Raw genomic sequence first — 15,547 nt, 5'->3', positions numbered from 1 at the left:
GGAGCAGCGGGATGTATCGGTTCTGCCGCAGGTTTGTGAAGCCTTGATTACAGGAACGCTTCAATGAGGTGATCAAATCACCATGCGTTCGACGATCTATTGGCGCGTGTTGCGTGCGGTCTATCGGCAAGCCCATTTGCGTTCGGTATATCGTCAATGGGTCGCGGTGATCTGCACTGCGCTGGCATTGATGGATGCAACCCCATTACCCTTACGCATCGTGGCTGTGACAATCCTCGTGGGCTGGGTCGCTGGACTGGTATGGGCGGCATTTCTCACTTGTCGCACCTCGCGTGACTAGCGGTCGCATGACCTCGCACCTCGCGTGCACTTCAGCCCGCCGGTTCACGCTGGCGGGCCCTATGTCGGCAGCCGGACAGACGAGGGCCGGATCGCGGGCTACTTTGCACCGCCCTTGGCTACATGCTCCCAAGCCCCCAGCCTGGGGCCATCTCCCAGTGTTGGTGGCCCCGGTGCGTTGCGTATTGCCGGGGCCGCTTCACTCCACGAGCCGCATGGTCTGGCGCCGTTTCATACGATCCAAAGCGCGAACGACTTCCTCTGTATCGAGAACGGCCAATAGCCGGTGCACCGTTTGAGTAGCGTCGCGCGGCCCTGGTGCGATGTATTCGGCAAGGATGCGCCTGGCATCCTCAGTTGCCTTCAATACGGTGTCCTCATCCGGAGTGTTCATGGTGCACGCCTCTATTGTGCGGGCCCAAAAAGCGAAATGAATTTCCTTCTATTCTCGATTTGTAAGGAGCAAACGACCGGGCTTTGCTGCTACGCCAGGATCACTAGACATCGTGGACGCTTCGGAGTTGTCGTCTCTACGCTGATGGACAGACTACAAGAGTCTTGCGCGTACTTCATGCTCGCTCAGCAATTAACAGTTTCTCTTGGTTGCCGAATCATTGGGAAAAAGTGGCAATCCGTCCCAATGTTGGACTATACAACCGCGACTACTTTCTCAACAAGCCCTACGGCGTCGGCTAGCGCGCCCAATTCCGCCAAGAATCAGACCCAGCCTGAATAGGCCATTTCGGGGCACCTCGCAGTGGCAACGCCCGGCGCATGTCGTCCGGTCCCGTCGTGCGTCGGGCCGCCAACTGAGGTCTAACCGCCCAGTTGCAGACTTCTAGCCTAGTCGTTCCAAATGCGCTCTCCGCACTTGCATTCGAACATTCGATAGGTAGAGCCGGTGTCGGAATCGATGATCACTCTGACGAGAACGAGCTTGGTACCGCAGAGACGGCAGATCTCTGCGGATTGCTCCCTGACAGTGGCAATTTTCTCGGCCCCAAACAGGTCCATGACGCCGACCCCAATCAAGTGAGTAGGGTCTACTGGGGTTAAGGCGGCAATTAGTCCTGCGGGTGATGAATCTCTGACAGCTTGGCGGCGACAAAAAAGATCATCAACACGACGACGAGCACGATCAGGCCGATGGTATCTGTATCCCACTCCGACGCGAACGAAGCGGGAAAGGCCGTGTTGCCCTCGTGTTGCGTGGAGCCATTTGTAGTAGGGGAGGCGGCAAAGCTGACCGTCGACGAGACGAAGACCTGCTTCGCTCGTTGGAAGCCCTTTTCCTCGTCGGCGGTGGCGGCCGAGACGCGTCTTTCTGGCGAGAAAGCTACCTCCCCAGCCCAACGCCCTGAAAAAGCATCCACGAGTTTCCCTGACGTGCCGCTGAACGCCTCCAATGCGAAGCGTTCGGCGCGTACGGGCTGATCGAACTACCGCGTTCGGTTGGCCGTAACGCCCGCGGTGGCAGGTCTGCTCGGAGGTTCCCGCTGCCATCAAAGAACTACGGCCAACCGTCGCGAGAATAGCGGCGGGTCGAGCTCGGCCATGGCCGCAGGGGATCAGCTCGACTGCCCGGAACGCGTCCGGATGTCTCCACAGGCTTCAGTTTTTGTTTGCTAGTTTCGCCATGCTTCGGCTGAGGAGGCAGCAGCTGCGCTTCAACCCACGACCGCATTTGTGCAGGTTTTCGGATGCCGGCATGCCGAGACCATCTCCACGCTCGGACAGCCGGCGTCCGAAAAGCGCCAAGGCACGAAATCGCGGGAGGTGGGGCGCTGACGGTGCAGCGGGCGCTATGGGGATTTTGCGGCGGGCTCGGGCCTGAGAAGACTGGACCGGAGCGGTTGCGATGATCGGGCTTCTGCCACGCGTAGGGGTGTGCGTCGGTATGAACGAGCGATCTGCGCGTCGCGCGACAAGATTGGTCGCGCGACTGCTGGTGAATCCAGCACAGCGATGCGAGCGTGGGCGCTGCCGGCTGAGAGCCGGCCAGAATGGCGCTTGTCACTGCGGTCGTTGATCGGCGGCGATGGTCTCATGATGTGTCGATCCTGATCGGCGCCGGCGCCGGTGTGGGGCGGTGCTTCGGCTCGCAGCCGCGCTCAAAAGTCTCGATGACGATCATGCGGGCGCCGCAGCACGGGCATGGACGCGGCAGCACGCGGGGTTCGTTGATCGCGGCTTCGGGCGTCTCGGGTTCTTTAGGGCGCGCCGGCTGAGCGAGCAGCTGGCGCGCGTGCGCAATGTTTGCGGCTCGGGCGCCGTTGGCGAGCAGGCCATAGTGTCGGATGCGATGGAAGCCCTTCGGCAGCACGTGGATCAGGAAGCGCCGGATGAACTCGTCGGTCGCCAGCGTCATCGCCTTGTAGCGGGCGGGCCCCTCGATCCGATAGTCCTTGTACTTGAAGGTGACACCGTTCTCGTCGGCGGACAGCAGCCGGCGATTGGAGATCGCGATGCGGTGGGTGTAGCGCGACAGATAGCGCAACACCTGCCTGGGCCCGGCGAACGGCTCTTTGGCGTAGACCACCCAATTGATCTCGCGCAGTGGCGTCAGATAGGCAGCGAATGCAGCCTTATCGGCGAGCCGCGCATGCTCGCCGAAGAACTGCAGGCGGCCGGCGTGGTGAGCCGCGACCAGCATCTCCAGAAACAGCCTGCGGAACAACGCCGAGAGAACCTGCACGGTCAAAAAATAGCGTGGTCGGCACGCGATCCACTTCGATCCGTCCGGCGACAGGCCACCACCCGGCACGACCATGTGGACATGCGGGTGATGCGTCAGCGCGGAACCCCATGTGTGCAGCACCGACATGAAGCCGATGCGAGCGCCGAGATGCTTGGGATCGGCCGCGATCGTGAGCGTGGTCTCCGCCGAGGCTTTGAACAGCAGGTCGTAGATCACCGCCTTGTTCTGATAGGCGATGTCGGCGATCTGCGCCGGCAGCGTGTACACCACATGAAAGTACGGCACCGGCAGGAGATCGGCCTCGCGCTCGGCCAGCCACTCGCGGGCCGCAGCGCCCTGGCACTTGGGGCAGTGCCGGTTGCGGCAGCTGTTGTAGGCGATGACGGTGTGGGCGCAGGTCTCGTTCTCGCAGCGCGCCACATGGCCGCCGAGCGCCGCCGTGCGGCAGCGCTCGATCGCACTCATGACTTTCAGCTGGCCGAGACTGACGTGGCCCGCATTGGCGCGCCGCCACGCCGCCCCGTGGTCGCGCAAGATATCCGCGACCTCCAGCGCTGGACGCGACACAGCTCCCGGCCGTTACGCCGGCGGCGGGTTCTTCCTGCTCTTCCTGGGTCTCTTGCGAGGCTGCGACAGCCGGTCGAGCGGGCTTTCGATCGCCGCGATCATGCCGGTGGCGACACGGGTATAGCGCGCCGTCGTGTCCAGTTTGTCGTGACCCAGCAGCGCCTGGATGAATCTGATATCGGTGCCGTCCTCCAGCAGGTGGGTCGCGAAGCTGTGGCGCAGCGCGTGCAGCGTCACGCCCTTCCTGATCCCGGCCGCATCGGCCGCCTCATGAAACAGGCGGTTGAGCTGGCGGGTGGTCATGGGCTTGCCGGCCCTGGTGCCGGGAAACAGCCAGCGTTCCGGCACGGGCGTTTGCGCATCGTGACGCGATGGGCGCGCCTTCCACCATTGCCGCAACAGATCGAGCGTCTTTGACGACAGCATGACATTACGGTCCTTGCGCCCCTTGGACTGCTCGATGCGAATGATCTTCTGCGCGCTGTCGATATGCTTGACCTTGAGCCGCACCACCTCGCCGGCGCGCAACCCGCAGCCATAGCCGAGGCTGAGCAGGAGGCGGGCCTTGAGGCTGCCGGCGACGGCCAGCAGGCGCCGCGTCTCATCCTGGCTCATCACCAGCGGGATCTTCTGAGGCTCGCGGAGATGATAGATCTCGGCCGCAAGGTCCAATCGGCGCAGCGTCACGCGGAACAAGAACCGCAACCCGGTCATGATGCGGTTGCGGTTGCAGATGCTCGCGCCCGTCTCGGCCAGGTGCAGCTGGAAGCGGCGGATGTCCTCAAGTGTGGCCGTGTCGGGGGACTGCTTCACAAACGCCGCGAACCGCTTGCAACTGCTGATATGGCCTCTCTGCGTGCCCGCACAGAGCTTGCGCGCATTCATGTCCTCGATCATGCGCTGGCGCAGCGGGCTGACAGCATCCGTACTCATAGGAAACTCCTGTCTTGAATGAGGTTGACGACACCTCGATCTTCAAGACAGGGCGACCCGCGCGCTATCGACGATCTTGACCCCGGCTACCGTGCTCGCGGTCGGGCTCCCCGCGCAGCGGGCTATCGCGCAGCGATTTAGTGCATTGGCCCTTTGAGACATGCCGACGCACGGTAACGATGTCTGTTCTTAGGGGGATATTGTTGCAAAAGTCTTTTTGGCGTGACGAGCGAAAATTCTTAGAGCCGCTGATGCGTTTTACGCGCGGCGGCGTGAGGGACCATATCGTTTTAGCCAGGATCGATCACGGACCTCCGAGGTGGCTCTAAAAGGCGACGCAACAGCAGAGGAGTCCAAAGATCAACCTTCACGAGATTTTTTCGGTTGTTCGATTTTCGACTTTGCAACAATATCAGGGGTAGAGCGGAAGTCGTCGGTACGCGGCCAAACCGACGCGAATGACCCTGAGCCGACATCGGCCGGCCGAAATCCCGAAGTGCGGCAGCTCCCTGCTGGTCATTCCCGTTTCATATTGGCCGCCAGAATCACATTGCTCCACTTCTTGACCTCGTCGGAGATCAGTTTGGCGAAGTCGGCGGGCGACCCGCCAAGAGCCGTGCCGCCCAGATGGGCAAGCCGCGCTTGGAGTTTCGGATCGGCGATGCTGACGTTGACTTCCTTGTTCAGCTTTCGATGACTTCTTCCGGCGTGCGCTTTGGACCGCCGATGCCGAACCATGCACTTACCTCGTAACCGGGCAAGATTTCGCCCAGAGCTGGAACGTCCGGCAATATTGGCGACCGCGCCACCGTCGTTACCGCCAAGGCGCGGAAATTGCCGGCCCTGACATATTCGATCGATGAGCGGGCCAAAGTAGACATGCGCTTCGCCGGTGAGAAGGGCAGGAAATACCTGCGCGCCCCGATAAGGCACGTGAAAGAGATCGACGCCGGCCATCGTTTCGAACATTTCGCCGGCCAAATGGGTCGTAGATCCGGTCCCGGCTGACGCCATATTGACCTTGCCGGGATTGGCTTTCGCGTAGGCGATGAACTCCGCGACTGTCTTGGCGGGAACCGATGGGTGTACCTCCATGACCAAGGGCACACGCACGATACCTGCGATCGGCGCGATATCGCGGATGAAGTCGAAGTTGAGCTTGAGTAGGGTCGCATTTATCGCATTTGGCGTGGCAACCAACAGCAGCGTGTAGCCGTCCGGGGATGTCCCCACGACTGCCTCAGTGGCGATGTTGCCGGTAGCGCCACTGCGATTCTCGATAACAAATGACTGTCCAAGTCGCTCCGACAGCGATTGACCGATCAATCGCGCGACGATGTCAGGTGCACCGCCGGCGCCAAAGCCTTCGAGCAGGTGCACCGGTCGCGTCGGCTAGCTCTGCGCGCAAGCGAGCCGGGATAATGCCGGAAGCATGGCAGCGGCCGCTGCCAGATGCAGGAATTGACGGCGGGGAACTTTCATGGCGGACCTCCACAAGCTGCTGGCATGCGGAGCCCCTGCGGAGCCGCACGGGAGCCCGCAAACGCAGACGTCGGTTTGATTTCGATGCGCGCCTGCCGACGGCATGAGCGCTGCGGCTAAGATAAAAGGGACTTCGGCACGTCCCGCTCGGCAGCTCAATGATCAGGCTACATCAGTTGCACGACCGGCGGAAGGCATGAACTGAGAGCCATGTTGCACCGCATGAGTCAGCAACTGAACCCAACTCGGACTTGACAGGCTTCCTTACACATCTGCGCGTTCGATCTCAAAAATTTGCATCCGCCGACGTGAGCCGGTTCACATAGACCCCGCGCGTTTGGACCCACCGTCAAGTGGGGCACTTCAACGTGGGAGAGAAAAATGCGTACCGTCTTTCTTGTCCTCGCGACGTCTGCGACCATCTTCGCAACTGGCGTAACCCCGCTCGCAGCCAGCGAGTATTGCCTGCAAGGCGACGACTACGCTGGCGCGGGCGATTGTGGATTCACCAGCTACCAGCAATGTCAGGCTAGCGCATCGGGTCGCACGGCCTACTGCGGGGCCAATCCTTATCTCGCGAACGCCGCCGTCCTGAGAATTCCTGCTAGGCCGCGTCGTCGCTGACGCGGCGTTGCGTCACGAGCAAATCAGATAGCTTGGTCCGCTGTGCATTTGCGGTAAGGCGCGAAATCGATCAGGTGATCGCAGCGGCCAAGTCCGGTATTGTGCACGAAACAGACATCGCGCACGCCCTCGTCAATGTCCGTTACTGTGCAGGTTTTCGGACCTGACAGGTCTGGCTGACGATGCCCGTTGTTGAGGGCAAAGCGGACTTCCCAGTTGCGCACTCAGACTTCTGAGTTTGACCCGGAGCAGACCTAAGGGACGAGTACTGCACATGTCCGTCCCTGGCCCACATCACCAGTGCGCTTTCAGCACCGCGTCCACGGATGTGACTCCTACAATCATTGAGCCGGTAATCGCCACCAACGCAGGCACGCCGCACGGTAATTCGAGGTTGATCAGCGAGGCCATGAAGATCGCAGCCATGGGCAGGACGATGACGAAGTAACGTCCTTGAACGCCCAAGACATGGGGCGAAGCGACAGGCGTGTAGGTGAGGAAAAAAATCAGATAAACCAACACAGAGTAGCTGAGGACGGCAAAGCCTGTCACGATCGCTACGCGCGCACGCGTTCCACCCAGCGGCAGTTTTTGCAGCGGGACAAGCAGGAGGAGGGCCGTGAGCACGATATAAGTCCAGGGCCGAAGCACAATGTCCTGCCAGCCCAGGATGCCAATGAGTTCCGGCCACAGCGGGGCGCCCCATTCGCGCAGAGCCGTCCATGTCGCCAGCGGGAAATGAAATGGATGCTCCCACATGTAAGCGAGTTTCCACAACGGATCAAACTGCTCTAATGGATATTCGTGTCCCTCGCGGACACGCCACGCCGCTACATCCGCTGAGACTCCGATCACCCACAGCGGCGACAGGATAACGCCAGGCAGTACCACGATCGCAATGCTCTTCCACCGGCCAAGGAGCTCCCCGAGCCGGCCGGACATCAACTCCAACAGTACGAAAACAATCTGCGGCTGTTTGGCGAGTACACATAGCGTCATCCATAGCGAGCGCTCCCAGACGCTCCCGCCAGAGGGATTCAATGCGGCTCTGAAGCAGAGTGCGGTGATCACCAGCGCATAGCTGAGCGCCGCACCGTCCGCGCTAAGAACAACGCGGTTATAGAGCGATACCGGCAGCATCGCGATCAACACGAACGCCCATGGGAGGGCCGGAGTGACTGCGATGGCGTAGGACGTTACCGCCGTGAAAACGACCAGGCCGAGGAAGCGCATCAGGAACAGCAGTTCGGGTAAATCGAGGCTGAGCAGACGTCCGATAGCTACCGCGAGTATATAAGGAGCATAGGCCACCGGACTATAGCCCTCTGTGCCGGCGAACGGCGCGAACACAGGCGTTTGTGCGGCCTCATCATCTCTCGCGCCGATGATGATGTTATGATACTCGACCATGACTTGGCCGTAGCGGAATCCCGCGTCTCTATACCTGGCGAACCGTTCCCCTGCGTCCTTGAAGAAATGTAGCCGTTCGTAGAGGACGGGCTCCACAAAGACTCCCTTGCGGCCATTGATCTCGGTGACGGGCAGAAGCTCGCCTCGTGTGTACGAATAAATGCGCAGAAAATGCGATATCTCGTCCGGCCCGCGTAGTGGCGGATTGACAACGATGATGGCCGATCCGAAGGAAAGCGAGAGCAAGGCAAAGACGATTGCCGGCCAACTCCCAAATCGCCTCCCGATGCGTGACAGCGCGCTCTGGGCGGCATCAGGCTTGTGCACGGAGGCGCCTTGCAGCATCTCATCCCCCAATCATGAAATAGCGCGCTTCGAAATCCCGGCCACAAATAATCGATCGACTTCTTGTCGTCCGACGGTTCGCCGGTCGATGCTGGCGGCTCGACACGCTTGATCAAACTTCTTTCTCGAAAATCCGGGACAGTCGTTTTCTATTCCCGCGAAAAAGAAGTTAATCGACTGACTTGCTGAGGAGTATTCTGAACGGCAGTCGCTTTGGTTTGACGGTTTGCTACACTCCTGCAGCGCCTCGAACAGTCGCGTGCACGTCTCAGCATTTAGGGGCTCTCTCAGGTTTATCCTGCGTTTCTGATCGACAGAACACCTGCGTTAAAGTGAGCGGTTATTTTCGACCCCTCGGATCACCCAACGTGAAAGCGGACATCATCCGCTGCATGGTTCACCTGCGTAGCGCGAATTTTACAGCTATCTGCAAAGCATCCATCGACTAGCGCTTTAATGCTGGCGTGCTCGCCTCGTTCAACAATGAGCGAATAATCCCACCATCTATTCCCCGAACCGCTTGGGCTCGCAATCAATGGAATGAGGTCGTAGTTCTTAGTCCCGACGGGAATGCCGAACTCCGCCTGTTCCGTGGGACAAAAGAACTTTTCTTATTTCGGTAGACGCGCCATGGCGCGCCGTAACTCTCGTGCGGGATTATGATCGTATAGGTCGCATTTCGAGTGGTGATCTTGCCAGCCTCGTCATGAGCGCTTCTGGCTGCGACCGACTGGAGTAGGAGAGCGGCAAATATTGTACTTGCTGCGATAATCCCGTTGGGTCTCATCGTAGCGAGCTCAAACGTGCCACTTCCAAGTCGGATCAACTCAGCTTCGCAAATATGGGTGAACCGTCAAAACAGCAGAGCGCCAGGAAGCCAGCATCACGATGAACTTAGTTGCATCCGAGCCACGCAAAGTGCGTGGCCGCGCTTCACCTGCGCTATGCCTTCCAAGAGATATTGGCAGGCCAAAATTGATCGACAGGGTCATTCATTGCCTTCGGCCTGAACCGGCGGCTTCTGCGCGCTCTGGCTCAGCGACGCCAGCGCGTACTTCAGTTCGTCGGAGACGGGGGCGATGCCCTTAACATCTTCGAAACTTTCGGAGACGCGCTCATTCGCCGATTTCGTGAACGGTTCGAAGCCTTCAGAGATGCGCGTTCCTGCTCCAAGAACGATGGCAGCGGCAATCGGTCCGAGCAGGAGGATTGCGGTCCAGATGCCGATTTTGCGGTTGTTGTTGTCCTGCTGAAGGATGGGCGGTGGCTGCACAAGGTGGTCGTTGGCCATTGTCGTAGCTCTCGGCGATCAGTGCCTGCATGGTGCCGATACTCGCGAACAACGGCAGACCGGGCGACTCCTATTAAGGGGTAACCCAACAGTTGCCCCTTTTCTTATCCCGCCAATCAGGGATGCGCGTTCGCATCATCCGAGCAATCCACCGGGCGTCCGTTTGATCTAATGCATGCGCGATAGAGCCATGGCTCAACATAGCCACCCGCCCATATCCCACGCCCGGCATGCTCGGCATCGCGCTGGGCCGCAGCGTACTTGCCTTTGGAATACCGCGGCCAGTCGAGCGCGAGTCCGCTGCGGACCAGCCATTCTCCGAGATCGGCTCCGGCCACCGAACACGCCGCGACGGGTCCGTCCGTATCGATCCAGCGAGATCGGGATACAATTCACCGACCGTTTCGCGATGAATGTGTCGAGATCGTTCGCGGATTTCGCGCCGCAGCGATACTGCAAGCTGTCCGCTCCCCGGCACAGCTGGGTGCTTTCGGGCGCGTCGCTGCCCCATAGGCGAATGCGCGTCCCGTGAATTTCGAGTGTGTCGCCGTCAATGACGGTGGCATGCCCTGGACAGGTCAACGGGCATGGCCGCGTCGGTTGACGCGAGCAGCAACAGGCCGATGATGAGCGGGCAGCGCATGGACCTCAAGGCGGCTACGTGGGGAAGCTCCGGGTAGATGCCTTATGGGCCGCATCCCGTCAAAGCGAATTCCATTGCGCCCTGTTGGCGGATCAGGCCCTAACCCGATTTCACCAAGTCGTGAGTTGGGTCCGCTGCCTGCGCGGGTCTACATCAAGGCCGGGTTGATCGAGACGGTCTCTCGCACCACGAGCGCCACAGGACCTGAGTCGACAGTGCCAGTGCCCGACGGGGTCAGCGCCGACAGTGCCAGCGTCCTAGCGGCCAGAGAAAGCGAGCGTCAACCTCCGCGCCCCACGCGGCGCAAGCGCTTGCGCCTGCGAGTCGGGCGCGGTTGGTTAGTTATAGGCCGTTTTCGTCTGATGATCCTGTAAGCCTTCGCGAGCCTCTTGCGCGGTGGTGCGACGTGAATGTCATCGCCACGCGCTCGCCTGCTGTGGGTTCACTTGTCATGAGCGAAAGCATCTCATCGGTATTGCTCGATGCGCACCGCGCAAGAAGGCAAGGTCTCAACGCCATCGCGCAGCGACAACGCGCTCGGCTTAGCGAGGCCGTCGCCTTCGCTCGCGCCAACTCGCCCTATTATCGCGAACTCTATCAGGGTCTACCGGAGCGGATTGAGACTTCGTCCGTGCTGCCGGTGGCTAATAAGCAAGAGCTAATGCGTCATTTTGACGACTGGGTCACCGATCGCGAAGTTAGTTTCGCGGCAGTGCGAGGGTTCGTCGATAACCCTGAGCTGATCGGGCAACGTCTCCTTGGCCAGTATTCCGTGGCAACCACTTCGGGCAGCACCGGGACACCTGGAATATTTCTGTTGGACACACACAATTGGACGGTCACACTCGCTTTTTCGCTGCGCATGATAATGGGCTGGCTTAACGCCAGCGACATGCTTCGTCTCCTCGTCCGCGGCGGCCGCGCGGCGTCGGTGCTGGCGATGGGCGGCCATTACATCGGCGCAACCAGCTTTGCTGCAATCCGCGCAAAACGGTCGGCCCGACGATTACGGGCGCTTCCGGCGCAGGCGCCGTTGCGCAATCTGGTCGCCGAACTCAATCGGTACCGCCCGGCTCTGCTCATCGGATACGCCAGCGTCATGGCACTATTGGCCGCCGAGCAGGATGCCGGTCGCCTGCATATTCAGCCGGTGCTGGTTCTTCCGACTTCGGAAGGGCTTTCGCAGGACGGATACGACCGGATCGCCAGGGCATACCACGCCAAGGTCCGGACCGTTTACGTCGCGACGGAATGCCTGTTCATGGCCATCGGCTGTGAACACGGTTGGTATCATGTCAACAGCGATTGGGTGATTCTCGAACCCGTCGATGCGAGCTATCGGCCGGTTCCGCCCGGCGAGGAGTCGCATACGGTCCTCGTGAGCAACCTCGCCAATCGCGTGCAGCCGATCCTCCGCTACGATCTAGGCGACCGCATCCTGCAACGACCTGATCCTTGTCCTTGCGGCAACCCGCTTCCGGCGATCCGCGTGCGGGGCCGCACTGCCGACATCCTCACCTTCCCAACCGAACGCGGAGAGAAAGTCGCAGTGCCACCGCTCGCGCTTGAGATCGATCATGTACCCGGTGTGGAGTTGTTTCAGATAGTGCAGACTGCGCCAACACAATTGCGGGTTCGCCTACATCCCGCAGCCGACGCTGACCCAAACCAGGTTTGGCGGGCGGTGCATTCCGAATTGACCAAGCTGTTGAATGAGCATGGGCTTGGTCACGTGTCTGTTGAGTTGGCCGCCGAACCGCCAGTTCCATCTTCCGCCGGAAAGTGCCGCACCGTCATCCCACTGGTTTCGAGCGCTTGAAGACTCATGAGAGCTTAGGCGGATCGCGCTGCTGCTAAGTGGCCCTAATGAGAGCCAAGGTTATGAAACTAACCTATACGGATTCACGGGATGGAAGGGTGATTATTGGGTTCACCGATGAGCGCGGTAAACACGAAATCGCTCTAAGCACAGTAGAGACGGCAGACCTTATCGGTGCGTTGAGGACCTCGTTAGAGGAGGCGATTGGAAGTCCGGCCGCAGACAGCATGGCCCTTTCCGGCATTGAACGAGTGCGGATCGTTGAGACTGCGGAAGAAGTGGTTTTCCGCGTTTATATGAATGATCGCATTTCCCATGATTATCCGGTTCCGAGAGGGACCGTTCTTGCGGATGAGCTTCGGATGCTGGCAGACCGGATGGAGGCGCGCAATTCGGCAAAGGCCACACATCCATCGTCCGATGCCCAAAAGGGCAAACTGAATTAGCGGATGGCGCGTACTCACATCGCGACCGTTCTGCCATCTCTAAGTGATGTCTGCTTAGCTCCCACGAGCGGCGGAAAAGCGGAAATCGCGGGAGGTCCGGCCAGGGCCACTAGCGAACTTACAAGGAACGGCAGCTATTCGCGCAAAGTCGACGGCCAAGCGCCAATGGCCTAAATTCCCGAAACTGGCGCTGTGAGCTTCAGTGGCTTAGACGTTGTCGGATTTGCCAGCCTTCGTTCGTCCTAGGTTCTCAACAAGGAGCCCAAACCATGCCTGAACAGGCCAAGGCCGAAGAAGCCCGGATCAAAGCCCTTCTCGAGGGCTGGGCGGACGCTGTCCGCCGGCACGATCTTCCCGCCATTCTTGCGCACCACGAGCGGGACATGGTGATGTTCGACTTGCCGCCGCCACTTCAATGCAGGGGCATCGAAGCCTACGAACAGACCTGGGATCTGCTTTTCCGTTACCACAAGCCGGGTACGGCCTTCGACTTTCGAGAACTCGCCGTTACCGCAGGCGCTGACGTCGCCTTCGCGGTCGCCATCATGTGGTGCGGACCTGACTCGTCCAGCAATCCTATAGACAAGGACGGCTTTTTGTTCCGACTGACTGTTGGCCTGCGCAAGGTCGATGGCGACTGGCGCATCGCACATGAGCATCATTCCGTGCCTGCTACGGACTGAGATCAAGGTCGATGGTTCTTTCGTCAAGTCGGTAAATTCCAACAGTCAGGCCGCTACCATCGTCCGTGCAGTGCTGGGTCTTGGACGTGGCCTTGGTTTGCCCGTGCTCGCGGAAGGCGTTGAGACCGACGCTGAACTGCAATTCCTGCAGGACGAACTGTGTGACGAGATGCAGGGCTATTTGCTCGGACGTCCGGCCGCAATCGGTAGCTTCCGCAACTTCACGCATGCGGATGTTGTATTGAACGCGATCGACGATCTTCCTCTGCGGCCAGCTCAGAGCGCTTGAAACGGAAGCAGGGTGCAGTGGATGGGCAGATTTGGCCTCAACTCTAACCGGTACAGATGGTGATTGAGGTGGGATTTAGCGAGGGAAACGCGAATTGACTCCAACGTCCGCGGTCAAACGTTTGTGGTGTCGAAGACGTTCCCAGAATTTTCGTTACGGGTCATTTGCGTCGATTTTGGCATGTCCGCAGCATGTCCAGTTAGTGGGTAATCTCGGAAACGCCTTTTGGCCGGTTTTGGCGTCGATGTCGTCGCTCCGGACGTGATTCAAGCGCCATGCCGCTCGATCGCTAACAATTTTGCCGACGCCGTGCTGCGGGTAGACGACGTATTCGTCCACCTTGAAACCCTGGCTCTCTTAGGATGGCTCGTTGGGGTCGTCCGCCTCTTCATCGTCGAGATTTTCGAGTTCTTCGTCGGTGTAGACCCGCGGCTTCCGCGACACCAGGTCACCTAAGTCGGCCATGACATTTTCGAAAATCACATTGTAATTTCGACGACACAAGAGCTCTCCGCTTTGCCCCGAGTGTGGCCCAAAAACTTCACCACCCGGAAAAATTCTGATTGACGAGCAATATGTCTTCCCGGCTAGAGACGATCATGGGTAGCTGGCGTGCCAGCAAGCATCAAGCTCTGGGCATATCAGCAAGCCATTTGGGGAATAGCTTGTAATTTCGTTCTACTCTATTTTGGTGAGTTGGAAATTTTATTTTGCTCAGTTGGAATTTTTCCCTGGAGACTGCAAGCGAGAGGCTTTGAAATTGATCCAGCTCGAGGGCGACCTCGGAGCAACTGATACACTTCGCTTCTTTGAAGAGAAGCTTGGTGCCGGGATTTGGCGTCTAGATGTTTTAACCGGGCAAATGCATTGGTCCCGCGGCTTCCATGAATTACTGGGACTGAATCCCGGCACGGTTGCTCCGTCAATTGAGGAATTCAATCAAAGAGTTCATCCCGACGATCGCCCTTTGAAGCGTGACGTCGGCGACATGCTGCTCGATGGCCTGCCGCTCGAGCGTGAATTTCGCATCATCAGGCCAAATGGCCGGCTCCGCTGGGTCCACGACCAGGCCGAGATATTGTTCAACGAGGCCGGCGAGCCCGCCAAGCTATTAGGCGTTGCGCTCGACATTACCAAGAACTACGAATCGTTGCAGCCACTCAGGGCTGGCATCGAACGCCACGACGCGCTGATTAGGGCGGTAGAAGGTCTGGTGTGGACCGCCAGCTCCGACGGCCGCATCACCTCGCTGCCGAATTGGAAAGCTGCAGGGCAAGACGGTCCGCGGCTGGTTCATGGGCATGGCTGGGTAGACCTGTTGCATGAAGAAGAGCGCGATGCCGCGCTGAAAAGCTGGTCGGTCGCGGTCGAGACCGGACGGCCTTACAAGGTTGAGCATCGCTTGCTGCAACCCGACGGTGCTTACCGGTGGTTCAGGTGCAGTGCTGCGCCGATCCTGACCCTGGACGGCAGCATTCAAGAGTGGATCGGCACGTCCATCGATGTACACGACCAGAAACAGTTGGAATTCTCTGCCCCGCCGTCCAGACTCACCGGCGCTCAAATGCGCGCAGCCAGGGGAATTTTGAACTGGTCCGTCAGGCGGCTTGCCGAGCAGGCGGGCGTGTCGTCGGGCGTGGTGCGGCGGCTTGAAGAATATGACGGCGCTTTGCCGGTGTCCGACGAATCGCTGGAAGTATTCCGCAAAGTACTTTCGGATTCAGGGGTCGAACTGCTGTTTCCGCAAATCGGCAAGCCCGGCGTCCGGCCGCGATAATTGCAGCAGGTCTGCGCGAGCATATTCGCCTGCCTTCGTCGGCATGCAATTGCGGCCACAATTGTTTCCATTCGTCGATGACGAGAGTGAACCTATTCCCTTGCGCGAAATTGCGCCGACCGTGTTTGGACGTGAGGTTTTTTCGGAACCGGTGTTCCGATTCTCGGGATCGTGCCGATATTTCATCTTCGCTGCCACATCATTGAGAGTCGCTTCTCTTTCCGTATCGCCAGGCGTTGT

At 59.5% G+C, this 15,547-nt stretch carries 13 protein-coding genes and 2 pseudogenes; 6 read left to right on the top strand and 9 right to left on the bottom strand.

Annotated features, from left to right (window positions below; genetic code table 11):
• Positions 1-499: 499 nt before the first annotated feature.
• The 6 genes and pseudogenes from V1293_RS09870 to V1293_RS09845 all read right to left on the bottom strand — a co-directional run.
• Entirely contained in the window at positions 500-694 is a 195-nt protein-coding gene (locus V1293_RS09870; RefSeq protein WP_334508910.1) for a hypothetical protein, read from the bottom strand.
• Between the two features lie 670 nt (positions 695-1,364).
• Positions 1,365-1,673: a hypothetical protein gene (locus tag V1293_RS09865; protein WP_334508907.1), complete on the bottom strand. Its 309-nt coding sequence runs from the start codon at positions 1,671-1,673 to the stop codon at positions 1,365-1,367.
• Positions 1,674-2,344: 671 nt separating this feature from the next.
• Positions 2,345-3,565: an IS91 family transposase gene (locus V1293_RS09860; protein ID WP_334508880.1), complete on the bottom strand. Its 1,221-nt coding sequence runs from the start codon at positions 3,563-3,565 to the stop codon at positions 2,345-2,347.
• A 12-nt stretch (positions 3,566-3,577) separates the two neighbouring features.
• The gene (locus tag V1293_RS09855; RefSeq protein WP_334508877.1) at positions 3,578-4,498 is read right to left on the bottom strand and encodes a tyrosine-type recombinase/integrase; all 921 of its coding nucleotides are present in this window, start codon (positions 4,496-4,498) and stop codon (positions 3,578-3,580) included.
• Between the two features lie 683 nt (positions 4,499-5,181).
• Complete coding sequence (locus V1293_RS09850) at positions 5,182-5,379, bottom strand: tripartite tricarboxylate transporter substrate-binding protein (RefSeq protein WP_334516679.1); 198 nt, start codon at positions 5,377-5,379, stop codon at positions 5,182-5,184.
• Between the two features lie 10 nt (positions 5,380-5,389).
• A pseudogene (locus V1293_RS09845) lies at positions 5,390-5,878 on the bottom strand (tripartite tricarboxylate transporter substrate-binding protein); the annotation flags it as partial.
• A gap of 483 nt (positions 5,879-6,361) precedes the next feature.
• On the opposite strand from V1293_RS09845, the gene V1293_RS09840 reads away from it, so the two are divergent.
• A complete protein-coding gene (locus tag V1293_RS09840) occupies positions 6,362-6,604 on the top strand; it encodes a DUF3551 domain-containing protein (protein WP_334508905.1) in 243 nt (80 codons plus the stop codon).
• 294 nt (positions 6,605-6,898) lie between these two features.
• Here the strand turns inward: V1293_RS09840 and V1293_RS09835 are convergent, their stop codons facing one another.
• Together V1293_RS09835 and V1293_RS09830 are read right to left on the bottom strand one after the other, a co-directional pair.
• Positions 6,899-8,359 (bottom strand): DUF2142 domain-containing protein, encoded by a 1,461-nt coding sequence (locus V1293_RS09835; protein ID WP_334508903.1) that lies wholly within the window; start codon positions 8,357-8,359, stop codon positions 6,899-6,901.
• Positions 8,360-9,347: 988 nt separating this feature from the next.
• Complete coding sequence (locus V1293_RS09830; protein ID WP_334508901.1) at positions 9,348-9,650, bottom strand: hypothetical protein; 303 nt, start codon at positions 9,648-9,650, stop codon at positions 9,348-9,350.
• 1,049 nt (positions 9,651-10,699) lie between these two features.
• Between V1293_RS09830 and V1293_RS09825 the strand changes: the two genes are divergently transcribed.
• The 4 genes from V1293_RS09825 to V1293_RS09810 all read left to right on the top strand — a co-directional run bounded on the left by V1293_RS09825 (position 10,700) and on the right by V1293_RS09810 (position 13,530).
• The gene (locus V1293_RS09825; protein ID WP_334508899.1) at positions 10,700-12,112 is read left to right on the top strand and encodes a phenylacetate--CoA ligase family protein; all 1,413 of its coding nucleotides are present in this window, start codon (positions 10,700-10,702) and stop codon (positions 12,110-12,112) included.
• A gap of 62 nt (positions 12,113-12,174) precedes the next feature.
• Positions 12,175-12,558, top strand: a complete 384-nt coding sequence (locus V1293_RS09820) for a hypothetical protein (RefSeq protein ID WP_334508896.1) — start codon at positions 12,175-12,177, stop codon at positions 12,556-12,558.
• A 269-nt stretch (positions 12,559-12,827) separates the two neighbouring features.
• Positions 12,828-13,241, top strand: coding sequence for a YybH family protein (locus V1293_RS09815; protein ID WP_334508893.1), 414 nt, complete (start codon positions 12,828-12,830; stop codon positions 13,239-13,241).
• Positions 13,210-13,530, top strand: a complete 321-nt coding sequence (locus V1293_RS09810; RefSeq protein ID WP_442894227.1) for an EAL domain-containing protein — start codon at positions 13,210-13,212, stop codon at positions 13,528-13,530. Before V1293_RS09815 ends, V1293_RS09810 begins: the two co-directional genes overlap by 32 nt.
• A 153-nt stretch (positions 13,531-13,683) precedes the next feature.
• On the opposite strand, the pseudogene V1293_RS36130 reads toward V1293_RS09810, so the two are convergent.
• Positions 13,684-13,875: pseudogene (locus V1293_RS36130) on the bottom strand (CarD family transcriptional regulator); the annotation flags it as partial.
• A 415-nt stretch (positions 13,876-14,290) separates the two neighbouring features.
• Here V1293_RS36130 and V1293_RS09805 point away from each other — a divergent pair.
• Positions 14,291-15,307, top strand: coding sequence for a PAS domain-containing protein (locus V1293_RS09805; RefSeq protein WP_334508891.1), 1,017 nt, complete (start codon positions 14,291-14,293; stop codon positions 15,305-15,307).
• Positions 15,308-15,547 lie beyond the last annotated feature (240 nt).

The sequence above is a fragment of the Bradyrhizobium sp. AZCC 1693 genome (assembly GCF_036924745.1).
Classification (GTDB): Bacteria; Pseudomonadota; Alphaproteobacteria; order Rhizobiales; family Xanthobacteraceae; genus Bradyrhizobium.
Note: the sequence above shows the minus strand (reverse complement) of the source record. Positions and strands in the feature narration are given on the sequence as shown.

Coding starts and splice junctions, on each gene's coding strand:
- V1293_RS09870 (WP_334508910.1), bottom strand. CDS start 694: ATGAACACTCCGGATGAGGACACCGTATTGAAGGCAACTGAGGATGCC.
- V1293_RS09855 (WP_334508877.1), bottom strand. CDS start 4,498: ATGAGTACGGATGCTGTCAGCCCGCTGCGCCAGCGCATGATCGAGGAC.
- V1293_RS09850 (WP_334516679.1), bottom strand. CDS start 5,379: ATGTCTACTTTGGCCCGCTCATCGATCGAATATGTCAGGGCCGGCAAT.
- V1293_RS09840 (WP_334508905.1), top strand. CDS start 6,362: ATGCGTACCGTCTTTCTTGTCCTCGCGACGTCTGCGACCATCTTCGCA.
- V1293_RS09835 (WP_334508903.1), bottom strand. CDS start 8,359: ATGCTGCAAGGCGCCTCCGTGCACAAGCCTGATGCCGCCCAGAGCGCG.
- V1293_RS09830 (WP_334508901.1), bottom strand. CDS start 9,650: ATGGCCAACGACCACCTTGTGCAGCCACCGCCCATCCTTCAGCAGGAC.
- V1293_RS09820 (WP_334508896.1), top strand. CDS start 12,175: ATGAAACTAACCTATACGGATTCACGGGATGGAAGGGTGATTATTGGG.
- V1293_RS09815 (WP_334508893.1), top strand. CDS start 12,828: ATGCCTGAACAGGCCAAGGCCGAAGAAGCCCGGATCAAAGCCCTTCTC.
- V1293_RS09810 (WP_442894227.1), top strand. CDS start 13,210: ATGAGCATCATTCCGTGCCTGCTACGGACTGAGATCAAGGTCGATGGT.